A 22,777-nucleotide genomic window follows, 5' to 3' on the forward strand; every position below is an offset into this window, starting at 1 on the left:
GAGGTTTATCATGACGATTGCAAGAATGGCGAAGTCGCTGCTGATGGCAGGCGTGATGACGATGGCCGCCGGAACCCCGGGGCGCTCGGCCGCCATCGACGTCCGGTTCGCACCGCCGGATGTCGAACTGCCGAAGCAGGCGGTCTGCGCACCGCGCGTCCGCGACGAAGACATGATCGCCGAATGGACGGCTTGGGATCAGAAGGCCCTGCCCAAACGAGCGACCTTCGCGATCACCCGCGACATGAACCGCATGCGCGATCTCGATGCGCGCAGGTTCGAACCGATCATCACCCGCATCCAGGCGCTGATGCCGACGGTCAAGAAGAATTACGACGAAACAGACGCCCTGTTCGATCGTGTCAAACTGATGTTGGCCAAGGGCGAAGGCGACAAGGTGCGCGACGAGGGCCTAGTGCAAAAGCTCATCGACGCCGGCTCCCATCCGGCAGGCTCGCTCAACACAGTCGCCGACTATCTGATCGAAGGCCGCGGCATCGCCCAGGACAAGCAGGCCGGTCTGAAGATGAAGGTCCAGTCGGCCTATGGCGGCAACGCCGATGCGATCCTCGATCTCGCCCGCATGACCGAAGAGGGTCAGATCGTGGACGGCTGGGACATTGAACCCGAACTTGCCGTCAACATGGCCTTCGGCTCGCTGGTCGGCGTTCTCGACGAAGGCATTTGCGACCGCATCAGCCGCGTGGCCCGCGAGTATGACGATGGCGAAGTGGTGGTGAAGGACCCGCAGCTGAGCATGGCCTGGTATCGTTTCGCCGCTGATCTCGGCGACACGGCCGCAGCCTGGGAAGTCGCCGAACTCAATCTGCTCAGCGAGAAGATCGTCAAGGACAACGATGTCCTTCTCAAATATCTGAAAAAGGCAGCCGACGGCGGCAACATGTCCGCGATCCTCGAGATGGGCCGCCTCTATGCCGAGGGCGCCCTCCTGCCGCGCGACAGAAAGAAGGCCTTCGACTATTTCAAGCAGGCGGAAGCCGCCGGAAACCAGGCTGGCATCATCAAGCAGGCGCAACTGCTCGAACAGACCAAGGACCGGTCACCGGAAGATGCGGCTGCCTATGAAGACCTCCTGCGCCGGCTGATCGCCCGCAACGACCCGCCGCCATGGGCCTACACCCGCCTCGCGCGTGTCATCCAGGCGCGTGACGGCATCTGGAAATCGGCAGCGGAGGTCAAACCGCTCCTGGAAGAGGCCGTCAAGCGCGGCGACATCGAAGGGGGCATCGACCTGGCAGAGCTTCTCATGAGGGAAGACCTGTCGCCCAAAACGATCGCCCGTTCGACCGACCTCTTGTCCGGCGCGATCCACATCAACGGCGAAATCAATGCGATTGCCAAGCTGCAGCGCGTCTATCTCTGCATGGATCCGGCAGGCCCCGACATCGAGGCGTCCAAGTACTGGTCGAACATCGAGGCGGGCGCCGGCAACAAGACACTCAACCTGGCACCCGAACAGATCGACAAGCTGCCGGAACTGAAGGATCCGATGGTTATTGCGGCTATCCAGACCCAGGCACTTTATGGGCGGGCCAGCGCGCTGGCTCTCTATCAGCGCTACCTGAAAGGGGCGGGCTATTCCGATCAGGTTCTCAAATTCTGGGCGGAGCGCGCGGAAGTTCGGCGCGGTGCCACCGTCGAAGCGGCACTCCTCGAGTTCAAGCAGAACCTGGAGAAAGGCCGCATCAACGATGCCAAGCGCAGCATCCAGATGACCGGCGAAGGCATGACCGTCGATGCCGGCCTGAGCTTTGCTCGCTTTCTCGTCAACAACTACGCGACCGATCCGGAAAGCGTCGCCCTTGCCAGGGAGATCCTGATGCCGCTCGCGGAGACCGGTTCGGGCCGGGCCGTCGGGCTGCTGAAGGACCTGGAGGGCTCCAACGTCGAGACCAGTTCCTCGCCACTCCAGCGTTTTGGTGACGTTATGCGCGGTCGCGGCGACATGTCGGCGCAACTTCTGCTGGCTGAAAACGCGACCTCGGAAGAGGATCAGGCACGCCTGTATCACCAGGCGATCAGCACGCAGCGCTGCGACTACGACGACACGATGGCTCTGGCCGAGTTCTCCATCCGGCATCAGCGCCAGGATGCCGAGCGTTGGCTGTCGATCGCAAGCCACATTGCGGGTGACGACGCCTGGCGCAAGGTCAAGATCGCCGACGTCTACATGGCGCTCAATCAGCCGAAGACCCGGGAACGGGCGCTTGAACTCTATCAGGAAGCGCGTCTCGGCGGCGAGCCGGCCGCCTTCTATCGCCTCGTCAAATACTATGCCAACGACGCGACCGAGAGCTACGACCCCGAGAAGGCAAGCGACATCTTCGTGGATCTCGTGGACAGCTCGGACATCAAGGACGTGCCCGAAAAACTCCTCATGCTGGCCAATATGAAGCCGGATATCCGTCGTCAGGTATCGCAGCGCATCGACGTGCGCGGGCTCTATGAGGAGGCGGCCGAAAACGGCCAGCCGGTGGCCATGCGCGAAGTGGCAAAACTTCTGCGCAGCGATGCGAAGGACAGCAAGTCCATTCTCGCCGCCTTCAACTGGCTGAAGAAGGCGGCAGAGGCGGGCGATGCGGAGGCCATGTTCCTCCTGTCGCAATCCTACGCCTACGGGCTGGGCACGCGCCCGGCTCTCGACGACGCACAAGCCTGGATGGCACGCGCGGCGGAAGCCGGGCATCCCGCAGCCACCCAGGTCCTGAAGCTCAACAACGCAGGAACGGAGGGCTGAGCATTGGCCGATCTCACCCATTGGACACTGAACCGCCATATCGCAGCCTCGCTGCTCGCAATCACAGCCGCCATGGCAGCGGCGCCAGCGGCGCAGGCCGCAGACGAGACCTGCTTCAAGACGCCTACGCCGGTCATGAGTCTCGGCTTCGGCAGTCGCTACGAAGCGGATTCCAAAAATCGCTCCGACATCGATGAAGAGTCCGACGCGGCCGTGACCAAGGCTCTGAAGCCGATAGACCAGTTCATTCAAAATCTCGCCAAGGTCGTTTCGAAGGCCCAAACCGAGAAGGACATCGCGACAAGGCGCGCCTATCACCGCTGCGTCGTGGATTCTGTTTACGCCTGGGCGAAGGCGGATGCTCTCAACGACATGCGCACATTCAACGCCAAACTATCGGTACCAGCACGGATCGGCGGCCTCGCCATCCTCTTTGCCGAAAGCCGTGACCAGGTTCCGGGGCTTCACGACCGGGAACGCATCGTGGAGAAGTGGCTGCAGAAGCGCGCACAGGAGATCGTCTACTTCTTCGAAAACGAAGCGACCAAGGGGGCTGCCCGCAACAACCTGCGCGCCTGGGCCAGCATGGCTGTCGGCGAGGTCGGGGTGCTCAACCGGGACCGAGGTCTCGTCGAATGGTCGATCCTCAGCAACAACACCATGATTACCAATGCGGCGACCGATGGCAGCCTGCCGCTGGAAATGAATCGCCAGCGTTATGCCCTGCACTACCAATTGCACGCCATGACGCCGCTGGTCGCCTCCGTCGCAAGGCTCTGCGAGGCAGGATACGGCAAGGGCGGTGCAGATCTCGACAAACTGCGGACCATGGCGCACTTCTCGGTCAAGGCCGTGAAGGACCCGAAGATCGTGCAGAAGATCAATGGCAAGAGCCAGACGGTGAAACCGGGGCTGAAGAACAACCTCACGTCACTGGCTTGGCTGGAACCCTATGTGGCGCTCACCAACGATCTGGACATGGAGAAGGAATTCGCGTCGCTGAGACCGCTTTCAAATTCGAAGCTGGGCGGAAACCAGACCAATCTCTACGACGATCAAAGGATCAGTTGCACCATGACGGTACAGAACTGATCAGGGTCAGTCCGAGGACAGCCGGATACGATGACCAATCAGGGGCTGATCGCTTCGGGCAGCACCTGCCACGCTAGCGTCTGCGCCAGAGTCCATCTGCCAGTCCTGAACTTCAAGCTGGACGAGCGAACGGACGGCGTCGAGCGACCGCTCGCGGCCATGCGTGCCCGCCAGCGCCTCGCCCAGGCGGCTCAGAAGGTCTTCGGTCGGGTTATGCGGGGACTGCGTCACCTCGATGCTCCTCTGACGACATCCTGCTACAAACATGGGCATTGCGGAAGCCGTTCGCCATCAAAGCTGGCCCCAAACACTTAAAAAAGTCGCAATTCCTCGTGAGCGGCGCGCCCAAGCACCTCGCTTTCGAGCAGAATGGCAAACAAAGTGTGATGATCAGTCAGCGTCGGCCGGAAGACTCAACGGGGGCTTTGCGCCCCCGGAGTTAAATTAGGCAGCCATGCCCCAGGCGGACGGGTCGTCATCGCCGAACATGCGCTCGAGGCTAAGGAAGCAGATCATGCTCTTGTCATGGGCAATGATGCCGTCGGAGAAGGCTGCACTCGGGCCGGTCGCGGCCGGAAGAGGCTGCAGCGTGCTGCCAGACACTGTCAGGATGTCGGAGACGCCGTCGACCAGCAGACCGACGGTCATGCCGTTGACTTCGGTGACAACAACGGCACTGCGCTCCGTCGCCTGGGCCGCCGGCATTCCGAGCTTCACAGCGAGATCGACGATCGGGATGACCGTCCCGCGAAGATTCATGACGCCGAGGACTTCGTAGGGCGAGTGCGGGATGGGCGTAACCGGTGCCCAGCCGCGGATTTCGCGGATCGATGTCGTTTTGACGCAGAACTCCTGTTGGTGAAGCCGAAAGGCGATGATTTCGAGGGCATCGGCGGCGTTCGACGTCGTATTCATCTGCGATTTCCTCCTGCTGCGAGCCTGCGTCGGCTGGCAGCTTGTCACGATGTTGGTTCACCGGGGATCCCGGCGGCAGAGGCCCGCTCTGCACTCCAAATCAATTTAGCCCACCAGTAATTAAAGAATATCTAAATCAATCAGGAGAATCCGCAACTGGTGCCACAGACATGGCCGTCATCGCGCGAGCATTGTGAAATGCGCCATCTGTCCGGCACTCCACCAGGAAAATTCTTGCAGCAGCGAGGACTCGACCGCGCCGATCCGACCACCGTGAAGGCTCAGCCTCCCCTGCGTCGTCGCGATCGCCAGTACATTTCCGACGTGCTGGCGAGACACCTGAAACCGCTGCGACAGTGCATCATAGGTGAGCGCAAGCGGCCAGTCTTCACCCAGCGCACCGGCCAGGTGGGCACCCATAACGGCACAAAGAATGAGATATCCGCTGTCGCGACCGGTGAAGTCGACGACCGTCTCGAACGGTGTGAAAAGCACATCCATGGACTGGAAGGCCGTGGTCGATCGACCAATCAGGCGGCAGACACGAGAGATATCGGCGTCCAGGGCCTCCCGCAGCGGGTGATGTTCGAGCAGGGCGGACGCTGCAATAAAGGCCAGAGGGGAACGGGCAATTTCCAAGATGAGGGACGGCGTGGGCCGCAACCTGATCTCACGCCTGTCTCGTGCATTCTGTTCTGCCACGACATAGCCACCGGCCCGAAGGCCCGATATGAGATCGCTGACCTGGCGAGCGCTGCCGGGCACCAGGGTCTGCAGCAGGGTCATGGTCGGTGCAGGACCCGTCCCCTCGTCAAAGCGGACCCACATCCCGATCAGCATGTAGCAGGTGATGTAGCGCATCTTCTGCGCAAAGATCTTGTTGGCCGGCCAGCGGAATGCACTGGCCTCCACCATGCTGCGGCAATAGGCGAGCACCGCCCTGTCGAAGCCCGGATGGGCAAGATAGCCGCTCGCCAATTGCCACACAGGTTCGCCAAGATGCTTCTCGACACCGGGATGGACCACCAGTCGGTCCCGATCAAGTTCGGCACGCAATTGATCCATGGCGCAACTCCAGATCAGAATTGTGCATAGGAGGCCAATTCACCGACGCCGTCGATTGGTAAATCTAGTAGTCAACCCTAATCAAAGAAGGCCTTAAGGCTCAGTATGACGGCTCGCTCGGCGTCAGGGAACGCGTTTGGCAAGATCGTAGGCAGCAGCGCATCGTTGGCCGGATGCGCAATAAGCGAGGATCGGTCCCGACTGCCGGCTGATGATCGCTTTTAGCTCGCGCGCCTGATCAAAGGATATGGAGCCTGGGACGACCGGCAGATAATGCGCATCGAGCCCGACCTCACTGGCTGAATTTGCAATTTCGTCAAAGGCCGGCTGAAAGAAGCCTTCGTTGTCCGGCCGCATGCAGACGATGGCCTTGAAGCCGAGTTCGGCAATCGCTTGCAGCTCCTGCGGCTTGATCTGTCCGGTGACATGAAAGCTCGGATCGATGCTGCGGATGCTCATGACAAGTCCTTTCCTGAGGGCGCTGACCTTCATACGCCGAGGTCAAAACATATAACGTTTTTTATATATTTTAGTTCTGTGGCCCCGTGTCAACACTTGCCAGTCCGGATTTCTCATATATATTCGTATCTATGAAGATTGATCCTGAACAGATGAAAGCTGGTGCCGACATGGCCAGCGAACTCCTCAAGTCGCTATCCAATCGATATCGACTGCTGATCCTCTGCCGCCTAGCCGACGGCGAGCACTCCGTCGGTCAGCTTGCCGAATTCCTCGGGATCCGCGACAGCACCGTGTCTCAGCATCTGGCACTGTTGCGCCGGGAGAAGATCATCATGGGGCGGCGCGACGGCCAGACTATCTGGTACCGGATCGAGAGCGAACCGGCGCGCGCGATCATCGGCACCCTCTACGACAGCTTCTGTAAAACCTCCGACTGCGCCGCCTGACGCGGCAGCCGACACCGTCATCCATTCTACGAATGGCGGCTTGACACAGGCTTGTCTAATATATACGTATCATCGTAGATATGTATCTTAAGGAGAAAAACATGTCGATCGATCGCGCCGTTCTCGTCTTTGCAGGGTTCATGATCCTGCTTTCCCTCCTGCTGACATACTTCGTGCATCCGGGCTTCGTCTGGTTCACCGCTTTTATCGGCGTGAACATGATGCAATCGGCCTTCACCGGCTTCTGCCCGGCGGCCACGATTTTCCGCAAGCTGGGGCTGCGCCCCGGCACAGCATTCTGAGGTCAAGTCATGCCGAAATCCGCCTTCATCGCCCTTTTTGCGGCAGCGACTGCCATGGGACTGACCGTCAGCCATGCCGCTGATCTCAAACTCGAAGCTGTCGACATCACGGAGATGAAGGCGGTCTACGGCCAGATCCAGCCGCGCAACAGCGTCCTGGCCCGGACAAGGCTGGGAGGCACCCTGGTCGAACTGAATGTCACCGAAGGCGACATCGTCAAGGCTGGCGATGTGATCGCCGAAGTGAAGGACGACAAGATCGACTTCCAGATCAAGGCCGTCGACGCTCAGCTACAGGGCCTCAATGCTTCTCTGCGGGATTCTGAGGTCGAACTGGATCGTGCCGATCGGCTGGTGCGCAGTGGCGCCACCAGCACCCAGCGCCTCGATCAGTTGAAGACCCAGCTGGACGTCATGACCAACCAGGTACGCCAGGCAGAAGCCCAGCGCTCCGTACTGGTCCAGCAAGCGTCGGAAGGCGCAGTGCTCGCCCCCTCTGAAGGGCGCATCATCGCCGTTCCCGTGACCCGCGATGCCGTCGTCATGGCTGGCGAGACGATTGCGACCATCGCTGGCGGCGGCTTCTTCCTGCGGCTCGCAATCCCCGAGCGTCATGCACAGGACCTGACACAGGGGGCGCCGATCCGCATCGAAGCGAGCGGCACGACGCTCGAAGGCGAACTCGTGAAGATCTATCCGCTGATCGAAGGCGGCCGGGTGACAGCCGATGTCGAGGTCGACGGACTCGATACCGATTTCGTCGCGGCAAGGGTTTTGGTGGAACTGCCGATCGGCAAACGCCGGGCACTCATGGTGCCGGCAACCTCCCTGTCGAACCGGTCAGGCGTCAACTTCGTCGCCGTGCGCGAAAACGACAAGATCGTCGAACGCGCTGTGGTCGCGGGCAGGCCTCTGGAGATCGACGGTGAGAAGCAGGTCGAAATACTCTCGGGCCTCGTGGCCGGCGATATCGTGGTGACAGAATGAACACTCCCGTCGACAGATCCCCCAATAGGCCGGAACCGGATGACGATACGCCCATGACCAATCTGGGCATTGCCGGCCATTTGACACGCGCTTTCATCAAGTCGCCGCTCACACCGCTCTTCCTGATTGCCGCCTTCGCATTCGGTCTTGTGGCCCTGCTCTCGCTCCCGCGTGAGGAAGAGCCACAGATCTCCGTGCCCATGGTCGATATCATCGTCCAGGCCCCGGGCCTGCGCGCCGACGATGCGCAGAAGCTGATCACCGAGCCGCTCGAGACCATCGTCAAGAGCATCAACGGCGTCGAGCACATCTACTCCCAGTCCATGGACAACATGGTCATGGTCACCGCCCGCTTCCTGGTCGGCACCTCCGCGGATGCCGCGGTGCTGCGCGTCCACGACAAGGTGCGCGCCAACATCGACCGCATCCCCGTCGGCATCGCCGAGCCCAAGGTGGTCGGCCGTGGCATCGATGACGTTGCGATCGTCACCCTCACTTTCTCCCCGACGAAAGACGCGAGCGGCCATGTCGGCGCCAATGACCTGACCCGGATCGTCCGCGAAGTCCGCAACGAGGTCGCAAAGGTCGATAATGTTGGCCTCACCTATGTCGTCGGCGAAACCAACGAGATCATCCGCATCTCGCCACAGCCGGAAAAGCTCGCCCTTTACGGCATCACCCTGCAACAGCTTGCCGGCAAGGTCGGCGGCGCCAATACCGCCATGCCGGCCTCTCAGGTGCGCGAAGGCGGTCGCCAGATCGATGTGATCGCCGGCGAAACCCTCGCTTCCCCGGCCGAGATCGGCAATCTCCTGCTGACGGCCCGCGATGGCCGGCCGGTCTATGTCCGCGATGTCGCGACCATCGACTTTGCCACAGACACCAGCGAAGCCCTCGTTTCCACCCTGCGCAAGGACGGCGACACCGTCGAACGCGTGCCCTCGGTCACGCTTGCCATCGCCAAGCGCGCCGGCTCCAACGCGGTCGTGGTCGCCGAGGCGATCCTCGAGCGCGTCGAAGCCCTGGAAGGCAAGCTGATCCCAGAGGACATCCGTGTCGAGGTCACCCGCGACTACGGCGAAACCGCGAATGAAAAGGCGAACGAGCTCCTCTATCACCTCGGCCTCGCGACCGTTTCGATCATCGCGCTGGTCTGGCTGGCGATCGGCAGGCGCGAAGCGCTGGTCGTGGCCATCGTCATTCCCGTGACGATCCTGCTCACCCTCTTCGCTTCCTGGCTGATGGGCTACACGCTAAATCGGGTCTCGCTCTTCGCGCTCATCTTCTCCATCGGCATTCTCGTCGACGATGCCATCGTCGTCATCGAGAATATCGCCCGCCACTGGGGCATGGGCGACAAGCGCTCGCGCCGTCGCAGCGCCATCGAGGCGGTCGCCGAGGTCGGCAATCCGACGATCGTCGCAACACTGACCGTCGTCGCCGCCCTCCTGCCGATGCTCTTCGTCTCCGGCATGATGGGCCCCTATATGAGCCCGATCCCGGCCAATGCCTCGGCCGCGATGATCTTCTCCTTCTTCGTCGCCGTTATGGTCACCCCCTGGCTGATGCTGAAGGTCGCCGGGAATGCGCCCGTGCACGCCCATGCCGATCACGAGACCGGCGGCATACTGGGCCGGATGTACGCGGCAACTGCCCGCCCCATCCTTGCAACAAAGACCCGCAGCTGGGTCTTCCTGATCCTCGTCGGCGTACTGACGCTCGGATCGCTGAGCCTCTTCTACACCAAGCATGTCACGGTGAAGCTGCTGCCCTTCGACAACAAGTCGGAGCTGCAGGTCACCATTGATCTGCCGGAAGGCTCCTCCGTCGAGGCGACCGACGCCGTGGCCCAGGCCGTGGGGCGCACCGTGCTCGACATGCCGGAAGTGGTCTCCGTCCAGACGCATGCTGGAACAGCGGCACCCTTCAACTTCAACGGTCTTGTCCGTCACGCCTATATGCGCGCCGCTTCCTATCAGGGAGACGTCGCGATCAACCTGACGCCCAAGGCCGATCGCGATCGCACGAGCCACGATATTGCCCTCGATATCCGCCAGAAGATTGCAGGCATCGCCATGCCCGAGGGCACCAGCCTTAAGGTCGTCGAGCCACCGCCGGGACCGCCGGTCATGGCAACCCTGCTCGCCGAGATCTATGGCCCAACGCCTGAGATCCGCCGCGCCGTGGCCGAAAAGGTCGAGGCAGCCTTCCGCTCGGTGCCCTTCATCGTCGACGTCGACAACTCCTATGGCGTGGAAGCACCGCGCAAGCGGCTGGTCATCTCGACCGACGACGCGGAATTCTACCGTGTCGAGGAAGGCGACGTCTTCGACACAATCGCGATCCTCGCGAACGGCAAGACCATCGGCTACTCGCATCGCGGCGAAGGCCGTCCGCCGATCCCGATCCGGCTGGAACGCGCAAAGAGTGAGAAGGTGATCGACGAGCGTTTCCTTTCGACGCCGATGCCGGCCAATGTCCTGCCCGGTGACAAGGGTGTCGTCGAACTCGGCGACGTCGTGCGCGTCATCGACGAAAAGACCACGCTGCCGATCTTCCGGCACAACGGCATCAATGCAGAAATGGTGACGGCCGAACTCGCCGGCGACTTCGAAGCGCCCCTTTACGGCATGCTCGCTGTGCAGGAAGCGATTGACGCGCAGGACTGGACGGGACTTCCCAAGCCGGTGATCTCCCTCAACGGCCAGCCGACCAACGAGGATCAGGCAACGCTTCTCTGGGATGGCGAATGGGAAGTCACCTGGGTGACCTTCCGCGACATGGGGGCAGCCTTCATGATTGCGCTCCTCGGCATCTACATCCTCGTCGTCGCCCAGTTCGGTTCGTTCAAGGTTCCGCTGGTGATCCTCACACCCGTGCCATTGACCTTCATCGGCATTCTCGGCGGCCACTGGCTCTTCGGCGCGCCCTTCTCTGCCACCTCGATGATCGGCTTCATCGCCCTTGCAGGCATCATCGTCCGCAACTCGATCCTGCTGGTGGATTTCATCCGCCACGCCGATCACACCGGGAAAACGCTAACCGATGTTCTGATCGAAGCCGGGTCGATCCGTTTCAAGCCGATCCTCCTGACCGCGCTTGCCGCGATCATCGGTGCGGCCGTTATCCTGACCGACCCGATCTTCCAGGGGCTGGCGATCTCGCTGCTCTTCGGCCTTATCTCGTCGACCCTGCTGACGGTCCTGGTGATCCCCGCAATCTATCGGGTGCTACGCACCTGAAAGAACTGACCTGAGGATTAATGGCCGCGCCGCAAGCGCGGCCATTTTTATTTGGACAGAAGATTCTCAGCACACCCCCTTCAAAGCGACATTAAAAAGTGTAAACTAAATTTTACACTCAAGCTGAGGCGGGACCCATGGCCCAACCATTCCCATTCGCCGCCATCGTCGCCCAAGAGGACATGAAGAAGGCCCTCCTGATGGCGGCCGTCGAACCTTTGCTCGGCGGCGTGCTGATCTTCGGCGATCGCGGCACGGGAAAATCCACGGCAGTCCGCGCCCTGACGGAGCTACTGCCACCGATCGAAACGCGCGACGGTTGCCGTTACAACTGCCTTCCGGCAGAGCCGCAATCCGCCTGCACCGTCTGCAATGCCTCAAGCGGACTTAAGCCACCTGCTATCGTCAAGCATCGCGCACCGATGATCGATCTGCCACTAGGCGCGACCGAAGATCGTGTCTGCGGCTCGCTCGACATCGAAAAGGCCCTGGTCGCCGGGGAGAAGCACTTCGAGCCCGGGCTCCTGGCCGCCGCCAATCGCGGCTTCCTCTACATTGATGAGATCAATCTGCTGGAAGATCACCTTGTTGATCTGCTGCTCGACGCAGCAGCCTCCGGCGTCAATGTCGTCGAGCGCGAGGGCCTGAGCATCCGCCACGCTGCCCGTTTTGTCCTCGTTGGCAGCGGCAATCCGGAAGAAGGCGATCTCAGACCGCAATTGCTCGATCGCTTCGGTCTTTCCGTCGACGTGCGCACCATCGACGATCTCGACCAGCGCATCGAGGTGATCCGTCGCCGCGATACCTACGAGACAGACCCGCGCGGTTTCATCAAGCTCTGGGCCAAGCGAGACGCAGCCGTCGGTCGCCGGGTGATCGCCGCGCGAAAAATTCTCCGTCAGGTGGAGATCCCCGACCATGTGGTGAGGCGCATGTCGCAGCTCTGTTTGCGTCTCGGGATCGACGGCATGCGCGGCGAGCTGACCCTGATGCGCGCCAGTCGAGCTGCCGCAGCGCTCTCCGCGCGTCTGCAGGTCACCTGGGATGATGTCGCCGACATCGCGCCCATGGTGCTTTGTCATCGCCTGCGCCGCGACCCGCTTGACGATGCCGGTTCTGCACCACGCATCGAGCGCGCCCTGGCGTCGATCGACGACACAGGCAAAGACCGTCACGCCCATGGCTGAACTTGGCCCCCACGACGCCTATGAGAAGGCCCTTGACGACAGGGGGGCCGAACTGTGGGCGGATGCGCGGCTGGCGATCGAGCTACTTGGCCTGGGAGGCGCGAGCCTCGGCGGCGTCTGGCTGAAGGGCCGATCGGGCGGTGTGCGCGATTTTTTCATGTCACGACTCCAGGAACGCCTCGGGATCGGCTTTGTCCGCCTGCCACCCGGCACATCTGCGGCCAATCTCTCAGGCGGCGTGGATCTCGCGGCAACCGCTGCGACAGGAAGCCTCGTCCGACAACAGGGTCTTCTGACCAGGGCCGAAGGTGGCGGACTGATGGTTCCCATGGCAGAACGCCTCGACCCGTCGCTCGCCGCCATGGTCGCCCGCGCGATGGATCAACCTGCAGAGAGCAGCTTTCTGCTGGTCGCCCTCGACGAATCCCTTGATGATGAAGCCCCGCTTTCCACAGGAATTGCCGATCGCCTTGCGCTGCGCATCGATCTCGACGGCATCGGCTGGCATCATGTGAACGGCACGGAGACAGAACCAGCACGATTGCAGGCCCCGGCCACCAACTGGCAGGATGTGACGATCAATGATCGGCTGCTGAAGGGCCTCTCCACGATCTCGGCAATATCAGGCCATGGCTCGACCCGCATATTGGCCCATCTCGCACGCACGGCACGACTTCTGGCGTGTCGCGAGGACCGTACGGCAGTTGAGGAGCGCGACGCCCTGACGGCCCTTCGCCTTTGCCTTGGTCTGCGACTGACGCCTCAGGCTGAAGCGCCGGCCGAGCAGCCGGACGATCCATCGACAGATGTTCCTCCCCGCCAGGACGAAGAACCGGTTAATCCTTCGGCTTCGACGGACCCGGCCGATCAGGATCAAGACAACAATGCCGATAAGCCAACACAGCTCGACGCGCTGAAGGAAATGCTGGCGGCCATCAAGGCAGGTGCGCTCTCGGCAGATCCTTGGCTCACTATCGCCCAGCGCCCCAGCCGCAACGGGGGCGGGGCGGGTAAATCGGGTGACCTGCATAAGAACACCCGGCGGGGACGGCCTTTCGGCATCGGGCTCGCGCCGCCCCATCCGGAGGCTAGGCCCGACATCATCGCGACCCTGCGCGCAGCAGCGCCCTTTCAACGCATCCGGGCCGCCCAGCGGCAGGCTCTGGGTGTGGCGAACCCTCGTCCATCGTCCGGAGCCACGGCGCCGCGCGCCTATGTCAGCCGCGATGACTTCCGGTATCTGCGTCTGCGCCATGCAGCCCCGTCCACGGCAATCTTTGTCGTCGACGCCTCGGGTTCCACCGCGCTGGAACGCCTCGGCGAAACCAAGGGCGCGATTGAACAACTCCTGACGCGCTGTTACGTCCGCCGCGACGAAGTAGCCTTGATCGCCTTCAGGGGCACAAGCGCTGAGCTGCTTCTGCCACCGACCCGCTCGCTCACCGCCGCGAAGCGCCAACTTGCCGCCCTCCCCGGCGGCGGGCCAACGCCGCTTGCTGCGGGGCTGAAAGCCGGCCTTGAGCTGGCGCTCTCTGTCGAGCGACGCGGCAGCAGCCCTGTGCTGGTCCTGCTGACCGATGGCAGCGGCAACATCGCCCTCGATGGCACCCCTGATCGGGCCTTGGCCGCCGAAGAACTCTCGCGTCTTGCCCGAAACTGCAAATCCAGGGACTTGAAGACGATCTGCATCGACATTGCACGCCGCCCCCGCGAAAGCGTGACCACTCTTGCGAACATGCTCGGCGCCGACTTGCACATCTTGCGAAAAGCCGATGCCGGTCATGTCTCACAACTCGTGGACCGCTCGATGCAGGAGGCGCGCGCATGACACTCGGGCGCGATCGACTGAACTGGGAAACGGACGGCCGCAACTGGCCGAACCGCAGCGCAAGCCAGTTCGTGAAGACCAATGCCTGTGACTGGCATGTTCAGATCGCGGGGCCTGACACTGCACCGATGATCCTCTTACTGCACGGCACAGGCGCGTCCTCCCATTCCTGGCGCCATCTCGTGCCGCTGCTTAGCACGCGCTTCCGCGTCGTGGCGCCCGACCTTCCCGGCCACGGCTTCACCCGTCCGCGCGGAACAACAGACCTCTCGCTCTCCGGCATGGTGCGGGCATTGACGGAATTGCTCTCGGAGCTGGATCGCTGCCCCGCTGTCATCATCGGACATTCGGCCGGTGCTGCCATCGCCGTCACGCTGGCGGCCAGCAAGGCCGCTGCCGTGCCGCGCCATGTCATCGGTATCAACGGCGCCTACCTGCCGATCCGTGGCAACGCACTGTTTTCGCCGTTGGCCAAGGCGCTCTTCGCCAACCCATTTTCCGCTTCGATGTTTTCCCTGATGTCACGGGTGACCCCGCTAGGCGGCAATCTGCTGACCGCCACCGGCTCACCGATCGATGAGGAAGGGCGCGCGATCTACCGCGTGCTGCTTGCCTCCCCCGCCCATGTTCGCGGCGCGCTCGGCATGATGGCCGCCTGGGACCTGTCCCGTTTCGACGCCACCTTGCAGCGCCTGCCCTTCCCCATGACGCTGATCGCCGCCAAGGACGACCCCATGGTGCCGATCGAAAACTCTCAACACGCAGCGCGCCAAGCTCCGGGGAGCCGGCTCGTGCTGACGGACAAGGGCGGACACCTTCTGCATGAATGCCGGCCCGCCGACGTAGTCCAGTGGCTGGACGAAGCCATCGGAAACCAGCGACCAAATGGAGCGGATGCAGCATGAATGTCGCCAGCCGTTTTCCCAGACACAAACCCAAACCTGTCGACAACAGACCGCATGCCGTCGTGATCGGTGCTGGTGTCGGAGGTCTTGCGACGGGCGCCCTGCTCGGCGCCAAGGGCTATCGCGTCACGATCATAGATCCGCTGGACGAACCCGGCGGGCGTGCCTACGCCCATCGCCAGGATGGTTTCACCTTCGACGCCGGGCCGACCATCATCACAGCCCCCTGGCTTTTCGAAAAGCTCTGGCATGACTGCGGTGGACGCCTGAGTGACGATGTCGAACTCCGGCCAAACACCCCTTTTTACCGCGTGCGCTTCGATGACGGTACAGTCTTCGACTATTCCGGCGACCGCGCGGCGATGGAAACGCAGATCGCGAAGATCGAACCGAGGGATGTCGCGGGCTATCGCAGCTTTCTCGACGAGAGCCGGCGGATCTATGAAGTCGCCTTCGAGCAACTGGCGCACAAACCCTTCCACAGCCTGCTGTTCACGGCAAAGACGCTTGCCGGCCTCGTGCGCCTGGGCGGCTATCGCTCCGTCTATTCGGTTGTCTCGAAGCATTTCAAGAGCGACAAGCTGCGCACCCTCTTCTCCTTCCATCCGCTGCTGATCGGCGGAAACCCCTTCTCGGCCACCTCGTTCTACTGCCTGATCGCCCATCTCGAGGGCAAATATGGCGTGCATCATGCGATCGGCGGCACGAACGCGCTGGTGCGCGGCATCGCCTCGCTCGTCACCCGCAATGGTGGACAGATACGGCTGAATGAAACCATAACCGAAATCGAGACGGAGGGGCGTCGGGCAACGGCCGTACGCCTGGCATCCGGCGAGCGGATCGCTGCCGACATTGTCATCTCGAATGCCGATCCCGCCACCACCTATGGCAAGCTTCTGAAGCAGCATCCCCGGAAACGCTGGACCGATGCCAAGCTCAAACGTGGCGACTATTCGATGAGCCTCTTCGTCTGGTACTTCGGGACGAACCGCCGCTATGACGATGTCCTGCATCACACGATGCTTTTCGGGCCGCGCTATCGCGGACTTCTCGACGACATCTTCCGGAATCACCGCCTCGCGGACGATTTCAGCCTCTATCTGCACCGACCGACGGCGAGCGATCCCTCTCTGGCTCCGCCCGGCGGCGATGCCTTCTACGTCTTGAGCCCGGTGCCGAACCTCGAAAGCGGGACCGACTGGAACGAGGCAGCCGAAATCTACCGCCGCAAGATCGAAAAACGGCTCGAGGAAACCATGCTGCCCGGTCTTTCAGAGAGCATCGTCTCCTCGCGAATTGCGACCCCGCTCGACTTCCGCGACAGGCTTCTCTCCTGGCAGGGGGCCGCCTTCGCGCTTGAACCCAAGCTCTTTCAGAGCGCCTGGTTCCGACCGCATAACAGAAGCGAGGAACTCGACAATCTCTTCCTCTGCGGTGCTGGCACACATCCCGGTGCAGGCCTCCCGGGCGTCGTGTCGTCGGCGCGCATCGTTGCCGATCTCGTACCGGATCCAGCCAGCATCTTGGCCGAAACCTGGCATCGCCAGACACGGGAGAAGCGCCCATGACCCCTCCCGACAGCGCCGCCCTGGACAGTTTGCTCGCCCGTCCGCTCGCCCGTCGCCCCATCCTCTTGAATTATGGTTTCTCGGGCGACTTCGAGGATCAAAGGGCCTGTTCGGCGGCCATCCGTCGTGGCTCGAAATCCTTTCACCTCGCCTCTCTGCTTCTGCCTGGACCGACCCGCGAGGCCGCCCGCGCGCTTTATGCCTTCTGCCGGCATTCCGATGACCTGATCGACGATCCACGCAGCGGCATGCCAGCCCTTCAGCGCCTCCGCGTGCGGCTGGATCTGATCTATGCCGGCGACCCGGCACCCTTTGCCTGCGACCGTGCCTTCGCACGGGTGGTGCATGACCATGCGATCGCCAAGCCGGTCGTCGAAGCCCTGCTCGACGGCTTCGCCATGGATCTCGACGGGCGGCGCCACGCGACCATCGACGACGTAAAGGCCTATGCGACCTGCGTGGCTGCAAGCGTCGGGCTGATGATGGCATCGGTGATGGGCGTCAGCGACAGGGCAGCACTTGCCCGCGCGGCCGATCTCGGGATCGCGATGCAATTGACCAACATCGCCCGAGATGTCGGAGAAGACGCGCGAAACGGAAGACTCTATCTGCCGCTCGACTGGCTGGAAGAACAGGGTATCGACGTCGCGGCCTTCCTCGAGACTCCGCATTTTACCCCCGCGCTCGGTCTGGTGGTAAGGCGGCTGCTCGACGAGGCTGCCCGCCACTACCGGCTCGGCCATGCCGGCATTCGCAGCCTGCCGAAACCCTGTCGTCATGCGATCCGCACGGCCGCCCTGGTCTATGAGGCGATCGGCGAGAGTATCGCAGCCAATGGCTATGACAGCGTCAACCATCGTGCGACGACGGGGCTCAGCACCAAGCTTGGCCTCCTGATCAAGGCACGCTCCGACGATCGCCGCTGGACGGCGACGGCCGTGCGCGATCTCCATGCCGGAACAGAACCTGTCGCGCGATCGCTGGTGACACTAAGTGGACTCTTACGCGAGAGTGCACCAATGCAACGTGCTGTTAAGCCTACCTCCGATGCGGAAACGGCCGTCGGACGGGTCACCGACATCCTGCTCAGGCTGCATACCGACGCTCGACTTGAGACGCTGAGACGCCGAGAGGCGGCGCGAGAAAAGGCGGCGAGCCTTGCTTGAGCATTATTTCGGCATCATTGAAGCCATCTTCGTCTTCAGTCTGGCGATCGCCTTCTATGTCTGGCAGATGCGCGATCTGAAAAAAGCGAAGCGCGAGGCGGAAGCCCGCAAGCGGCAGGCGAGCCAGCCTCTTACAGACGAGCCGAAAACCGACTAGGCGCGCCGCGGCATACGAAACGGAAGCATCATCCTGACAACAGGATTTGCCAGTCGGCGACAATCGAGCGTCTCGTGCATCATTTCGACCGGATCCCCGGCAATCACCGTTTCGACCAGCGAGCGCCTATAGAACGGCGTATCTTCCAGAGCGTTCTTCAAGACGGGACTTGCGCCGCCGTCGCAGGCGATCCCGCCGCCGACGCCCCAGAACCCGCGCTTCAGCGGTTTCCTCGACGGAGGATCGAACTCCGCCACCGCACCGTCACGCCCACATACGAGCCCGAAACGGCTGTTTGTCCCGTCGGCCAGCACGGAATCGTAAAGGATCACCGTACGGCCATCATCCGTAGTGCCCCTCGCCCAATCCCAGCCGGAAAAATCCGTCTCGAGCGGCCGGGCGCCATGGTTCATGTCGTGATAGCCTGTCCCTATCCATCCACCATCGGCCAGCGCCTCGCAGGCGACGGTGACCCGCCCATTGGGAGCGACCGGCTGCCAGATGTGAAACCCGGCGCGATCGAGACCATAGGCCCGCGCACCGAGAAAATCCGGGGCAAGACGGATGTCGCCCCGCATGCGTTTTGGCAGCAAACGCTGGCCGGGCCAGGGCAGGAAGATCTCGTCGAAGCTGATCACGAAACCTGACCCATCGTAGCGGAACGAACTTTTGCCGATCGCCAGGGAATGCCGGTCGCGACTGAGCCGGGCCTTGCCACGCTCGGTCATCGCCCAGGCGTGTCCCTGCGGCCCGTAGAGCGCGACATTGAAGGCGATATGGTCTTCCGGATCATGCCGGCCGGACCAGTGATAGTAGGGCGAAAACACGGAGCCGATAAAGGCGATCACGGTGAAGGCGAAGCGCCCGCAGTCGCTTGTTCCGTCGGCATACCACCAGTGATACCCGCCGGGCGCGACCGCCTGGTCAAAGGCCGGTCCGCCATCAACCGTTCGGCCGCGAGCTTGCCGGAGAGCGCCGCCATCGGCAGGCCCGGGCCCGGATGTACGCTGCCCCCCGCCAGATAGAGCCCCGGCACCGGCCCCTCCGATCCCGGCCGAGCGAAGGATGCCATCCACCCGTGCGAGGCCATCCCGTAAAGGGCTCCTCCCGTTCCCGGATAGAGGCTCGCAAAGCGATCCGGCGTGGTGATACTCGCCGAGCCCTGCTGGTTCGAGAGCGTCAGGCCGTTCAGCTCCAGTCGCCGTTCCATGCTCTTGAGACATGCATTGACCTCGCTTTCATCGAACCGGTGCCGATCGCCATCCGCCGGAAGGTTCATCAGGGCGTAGATGCGTTCGGGCCCGACAGAGCCGGCCTGAAGGCAACCGGTCGCATCGCGGTCCTGAGCACAGAGATAGACGGTCGGGTCGGAAGGTGCTTCACGCCGCCTGAAGACCGCCTCGAACTCGCGCTCATAGTCGTCGGAAAAGAACACCGTATGATGGGCAATCTCGACACCTTTGGGCTCGGCGACGCTGCAGGACACCAGGGCCGACAGAGACCGTTGTGCCCTGCTGCGAGCTGGGTCCGGAAGCGGGGCGCCGATCAGCCGGGGCAGCGCGGCGACATCGCCGTTGTAGACGATCTGCCGGGCCTCGACTTTTCGGCCGCTGCGGGTGACGACCCCGGACACGGCCCGTCGCGAGGGATCGATGAGGATCTCGCTGACAGCATCGCCATAACGGAACTCGACACCGAGATCGGCGGCAAGCGCTTCGAGACGAATGGCAAGCGCCCTGATCCCGCCCTCGACGGTCCACACACCCTCCTGCTCGACATGCGCGACCAGCATCAGCGTTGCCGGAGACAGAAAGGGCGAAGAGCCGCAATAGGTCGCGTAACGGCCGAAAAGCTGGCGCAGGCGCACATCGGAAAAATAGCCGCCGAGCGCGGACCAGAGCGTCGAGAACGGCTTGATCGCGAACAGATCCGCCGGCCGACCGAGCCCGATGCGGCGGGAGAGCGAAACCGGATTGGGTCTGGAGGCGTCGATGAAGCTGTCTTTCAACACCTCGAACGTCCGCCGGCTGTCGGCAGCAAAGCGTCGATATCCCTCGGCCTCCCGCCGTCCGGCAAAGTCTCCGATTGCCCTGATCGTTTCCTCCTGGTCGGCATGGAGATCGAGACAGGCACCACTCCGCCAGTAATGGCGCGCGATCACGGTCGATGGGACCAGCTTGAGGTCATCGTCAATCCTGCGGCCCGCAGACGCAAACAGGGCATCGAACACCCATTTCATCGTGAGAACCGTGGGGCCGGCGTCGAAGCCACGGCCTGCCGATTCGACACGCCGCATCTTGCCTCCGGCCTCGGCCTGCGCCTCGCAGACGACGACCGGGTATCCGGCAGCGGCGAGTCGAATAGCAGCCGACAGCCCCGCCATGCCCGCACCGATCACCAGCACGCCATCGTCTGTCGAAACGGGCACGATGGTCTCCTGTGGCCAGTTGACTTACGGATCGAATATGTCAATCTTGATTTACACATTATTGAGTTGCGCGAAATTTACAACTGCGCATTTTCCGGAGGTGAGCCTTATGGATTTCCCCGAGCGCATCGAAACCGGCATGCAGCGCGCCTTGCGTTACGCGACCGCCAACGGATGTCCGCCCATCCTGGCGAAAGCCCTGCGGCATGCGGTGTTTCCCGGTGGTGCGCGCATAAGGCCCCGCCTCTGCCTCGCGGTCGCTGCAGCCTGCGGCGACCGCGAACCTCTTGCCGCCGACAGCGCCGCCGTGGCCATCGAGCTTCTGCATTGCGCCTCGCTCGTGCATGACGACATGCCGTGTTTCGATAACGCGATGACCCGCCGCGGAGCACCGAGCGTGCATGCCCAGTTCGGCGAGGAAATCGCCCTTCTCGTTGGCGACGGCCTGATCATCGCCGCTTTTGAGACGGTAGCGCGAGAGACGCAACAGACGCCACTGCTGACGGCGCCAATGATCGCCACCATCGCCAATGCCGTGGGCAGCCCCTATGGCCTCGTGGCCGGCCAGGCCTGGGAAAGCGAACCCGAGATCAACATCGCCGCCTATCACCGGGCCAAGACCGCCTCCCTGTTCAGCGGCGCGGTCTCGACGGGCGCCATCGCCTCCGGCGGCAATCCACGCGAATGGCTGGTGCTCGCCGATGCCCTCGGCGCCGCCTATCAGGTGGCGGACGACCTCTATGATGCCGTGGGGCAGTCCGATGCCGGCAAGCCGGCAGGACAGGACAGCCGCAACGGCAAGCCCAACATCGTCGCCAGCATCGGCCTCGAAGCCGCGTTGGTCCGCCTCAAGCGCCTCGTCGCTGAGGCTGTCGACAGCGTGCCCGATTGCCCCGGCGCAGACGGTTTCCGTGCGATGATCCGCAACGAGGCGACGCGGTTGATGCCGAAGACGCTAGCCACCAGCGCCGCGTAGTGCGATGGATACCGGCAGCCGACACAGCCTGCCGGCACAACCCGGTTTGACCGGCACCGGTGACCGACCGGGGCGCGAGCCCGGACTGTTGCAGTCCCTGACGATCCGCATGCGGCTCTGGCGAAACCGCCAGATCGCCTCACCCCGTTTCCGCTCGCTGGTCGCGCGTCTGCCGCTGTTGCGGCGGATCTCCAATCGCAAGGCGAACCATCTTTTCCGCCTGACGTCCGGCTTCGTGCACACCCAGATCCTCTCGGCCTGCGTCAGCCTTGGTCTTTTCGAAGCCCTGAACGGCAAGGCGCTGCCGAGTTCCGCCCTTTCAGCGCGCTGCGGCGTACCGCTGGAGCCCATGCGCCGCCTGCTGGAGCAGGCAAGACGCCTCGATCTCGTCGTCAGCCCCGCCCCGGATCTGTGGATGCTGACCGATGCGGGCACCGTGCTGTCCACCGATCGCGGGCTGCGCGAGATGATCCGCCATCATGACATGCTTTATCGCGACCTCGCCGATGCCGAAACCTTCTGGCGCGGCGATGGCGGCGAAACGGAGTTGCGCCGTTACTGGGCCTATGTTCGGGGCATTGATCCCGCCGCGCTGCAAAATGACGACGCGGCCCCTTATTCGGCGCTGATGCGCGAAAGTCAGGCCATGTTGGCCGACTGTATCCTTGCCTCCTTCGATTTCGGTCGGTTCAGGTCCGTGCTGGATGTCGGAGGCGGCGAAGGCGCGTTCCTTGCCGCGCTTGGCGCGCACCATCCCGCTCTTGACCTCGCCCTCTTCGATCTGCCCGTGGTCTCCCAACTGGCGCGCAGACATCTGCACGAGAGAGGCGTTCTGCACAGGACACAGATCCACGGCGGAGATTTTGCCAGAGACACCATTCCGGCGGACAGCGACTGCGTGACCCTGATCCGCATTCTCTGCGACCACGATGATGACCGCGTGCTTCTGATTCTGGCAAACCTTCAGCGATCGCTGAAGCCGGGCACGCGCCTGGTGGTCGCGGAGGCCATGGCCGGGGAGAGCGAAGGCGCCAATCTCGCGGCCCTTTATTTCACCAGTTATTTCGCCGCCATGGGCTCAGGCCGTTGCCGTTCGTCTCATGAAATCATCGACCTGCTGACGCGCTCAGGCTTTCGCAATGCCCGCGCCCTCACCACCACCAATCCGCTTCTGGCGACGCTGGTGACCGCAGAACGGTGAATGACACCCGTTCTGGACACCTTCATGTGTAAATTTAGATTGACACTCTGTTGCGTAATCTTAAGATGACATTGGGAGCAGAAAGCATCCCG

At 62.7% G+C, this 22,777-nt stretch carries 20 protein-coding genes; 14 read left to right on the forward strand and 6 right to left on the reverse strand.

Features of this window, described 5'->3' with window-relative positions; genetic code table 11:
- The first annotated feature begins 10 nt into the window (after window positions 1-10).
- Together D4A92_RS02555 and D4A92_RS02560 are read left to right on the forward strand one after the other, a co-directional pair.
- Window positions 11-2,758, forward strand: coding sequence for a tetratricopeptide repeat protein (locus D4A92_RS02555; RefSeq protein ID WP_246754014.1), 2,748 nt, complete (start codon window positions 11-13; stop codon window positions 2,756-2,758).
- A 3-nt stretch (window positions 2,759-2,761) separates the two neighbouring features.
- Complete coding sequence (locus D4A92_RS02560) at window positions 2,762-3,850, forward strand: alginate lyase family protein (RefSeq protein ID WP_203017909.1); 1,089 nt, start codon at window positions 2,762-2,764, stop codon at window positions 3,848-3,850.
- Window positions 3,851-3,856: 6 nt separating this feature from the next.
- Here the strand turns inward: D4A92_RS02560 and D4A92_RS02565 are convergent, their stop codons facing one another.
- The 4 genes from D4A92_RS02565 to D4A92_RS02580 form a co-directional block, all read right to left on the reverse strand.
- Complete coding sequence (locus tag D4A92_RS02565; protein WP_203017911.1) at window positions 3,857-4,081, reverse strand: hypothetical protein; 225 nt, start codon at window positions 4,079-4,081, stop codon at window positions 3,857-3,859.
- Between the two features lie 213 nt (window positions 4,082-4,294).
- Window positions 4,295-4,765, reverse strand: a complete 471-nt coding sequence (locus D4A92_RS02570) for a chemotaxis protein CheW (protein ID WP_076393487.1) — start codon at window positions 4,763-4,765, stop codon at window positions 4,295-4,297.
- Window positions 4,766-4,942: 177 nt separating this feature from the next.
- Window positions 4,943-5,830, reverse strand: a complete 888-nt coding sequence (locus D4A92_RS02575; RefSeq protein WP_203017912.1) for a MarR family transcriptional regulator — start codon at window positions 5,828-5,830, stop codon at window positions 4,943-4,945.
- Between the two features lie 123 nt (window positions 5,831-5,953).
- Window positions 5,954-6,289 (reverse strand): beta-lactamase hydrolase domain-containing protein, encoded by a 336-nt coding sequence (locus D4A92_RS02580; protein WP_203017913.1) that lies wholly within the window; start codon window positions 6,287-6,289, stop codon window positions 5,954-5,956.
- Between the two features lie 131 nt (window positions 6,290-6,420).
- On the opposite strand from D4A92_RS02580, the gene D4A92_RS02585 reads away from it, so the two are divergent.
- The 10 genes from D4A92_RS02585 (at window position 6,421) to D4A92_RS02630 (ending at window position 18,080) form a co-directional block, all read left to right on the forward strand.
- Window positions 6,421-6,738: an ArsR/SmtB family transcription factor gene (locus D4A92_RS02585; protein WP_006724804.1), complete on the forward strand. Its 318-nt coding sequence runs from the start codon at window positions 6,421-6,423 to the stop codon at window positions 6,736-6,738.
- Between the two features lie 101 nt (window positions 6,739-6,839).
- A complete protein-coding gene (locus D4A92_RS02590) occupies window positions 6,840-7,040 on the forward strand; it encodes a YgaP family membrane protein (RefSeq protein WP_203017914.1) in 201 nt (66 codons plus the stop codon).
- A gap of 9 nt (window positions 7,041-7,049) precedes the next feature.
- Window positions 7,050-8,027: an efflux RND transporter periplasmic adaptor subunit gene (locus tag D4A92_RS02595; RefSeq protein ID WP_203017915.1), complete on the forward strand. Its 978-nt coding sequence runs from the start codon at window positions 7,050-7,052 to the stop codon at window positions 8,025-8,027.
- Window positions 8,028-8,080: 53 nt separating this feature from the next.
- A complete protein-coding gene (locus D4A92_RS02600; protein ID WP_203017916.1) occupies window positions 8,081-11,269 on the forward strand; it encodes an efflux RND transporter permease subunit in 3,189 nt (1,062 codons plus the stop codon).
- Window positions 11,270-11,406: 137 nt separating this feature from the next.
- Window positions 11,407-12,456, forward strand: coding sequence for a magnesium chelatase ATPase subunit I (gene bchI, locus D4A92_RS02605; protein ID WP_203017917.1), 1,050 nt, complete (start codon window positions 11,407-11,409; stop codon window positions 12,454-12,456).
- Window positions 12,449-14,284: a VWA domain-containing protein gene (locus D4A92_RS02610; protein ID WP_203017918.1), complete on the forward strand. Its 1,836-nt coding sequence runs from the start codon at window positions 12,449-12,451 to the stop codon at window positions 14,282-14,284. Before bchI ends, D4A92_RS02610 begins: the two co-directional genes overlap by 8 nt.
- On the forward strand, window positions 14,281-15,189 hold the full coding sequence (gene bchO / locus D4A92_RS02615) for an alpha/beta fold hydrolase BchO (protein WP_203017920.1): 909 nt from the start codon (window positions 14,281-14,283) through the stop codon (window positions 15,187-15,189). The genes D4A92_RS02610 and bchO overlap by 4 nt, the downstream gene beginning before the upstream one ends.
- Window positions 15,186-16,757, forward strand: coding sequence for a phytoene desaturase (locus D4A92_RS02620; RefSeq protein ID WP_203017921.1), 1,572 nt, complete (start codon window positions 15,186-15,188; stop codon window positions 16,755-16,757). The genes bchO and D4A92_RS02620 overlap by 4 nt, the downstream gene beginning before the upstream one ends.
- A complete protein-coding gene (locus D4A92_RS02625) occupies window positions 16,754-17,923 on the forward strand; it encodes a phytoene/squalene synthase family protein (protein ID WP_203017923.1) in 1,170 nt (389 codons plus the stop codon). The genes D4A92_RS02620 and D4A92_RS02625 overlap by 4 nt, the downstream gene beginning before the upstream one ends.
- Complete coding sequence (locus D4A92_RS02630) at window positions 17,916-18,080, forward strand: hypothetical protein (protein ID WP_203017924.1); 165 nt, start codon at window positions 17,916-17,918, stop codon at window positions 18,078-18,080. The genes D4A92_RS02625 and D4A92_RS02630 overlap by 8 nt, the downstream gene beginning before the upstream one ends.
- Here D4A92_RS02630 and D4A92_RS02635 read toward each other — a convergent pair.
- Together D4A92_RS02635 and crtD are read right to left on the reverse strand one after the other, a co-directional pair.
- Window positions 18,077-18,928, reverse strand: a complete 852-nt coding sequence (locus D4A92_RS02635) for a carotenoid 1,2-hydratase (protein WP_203017926.1) — start codon at window positions 18,926-18,928, stop codon at window positions 18,077-18,079. The two genes, D4A92_RS02630 and D4A92_RS02635, sit on opposite strands and share 4 nt — an antisense overlap.
- The gene (crtD, locus tag D4A92_RS02640; protein WP_246754071.1) at window positions 18,925-20,463 is read right to left on the reverse strand and encodes a 1-hydroxycarotenoid 3,4-desaturase CrtD; all 1,539 of its coding nucleotides are present in this window, start codon (window positions 20,461-20,463) and stop codon (window positions 18,925-18,927) included. Before crtD ends, D4A92_RS02635 begins: the two co-directional genes overlap by 4 nt.
- Window positions 20,464-20,617: 154 nt before the next feature.
- Here crtD and D4A92_RS02645 point away from each other — a divergent pair, with 154 nt between their 5' ends.
- Both D4A92_RS02645 and D4A92_RS02650 read left to right on the forward strand, forming a co-directional pair.
- Window positions 20,618-21,484, forward strand: a complete 867-nt coding sequence (locus D4A92_RS02645; RefSeq protein ID WP_203017930.1) for a polyprenyl synthetase family protein — start codon at window positions 20,618-20,620, stop codon at window positions 21,482-21,484.
- 4 nt (window positions 21,485-21,488) lie between these two features.
- Window positions 21,489-22,685: a methyltransferase gene (locus D4A92_RS02650; RefSeq protein ID WP_203017932.1), complete on the forward strand. Its 1,197-nt coding sequence runs from the start codon at window positions 21,489-21,491 to the stop codon at window positions 22,683-22,685.
- Window positions 22,686-22,777: the final 92 nt, after the last annotated feature.

The organism is Rhizobium rosettiformans (assembly GCF_016806065.1).
In the GTDB taxonomy this organism is placed as follows: Bacteria; Pseudomonadota; Alphaproteobacteria; order Rhizobiales; family Rhizobiaceae; genus Allorhizobium.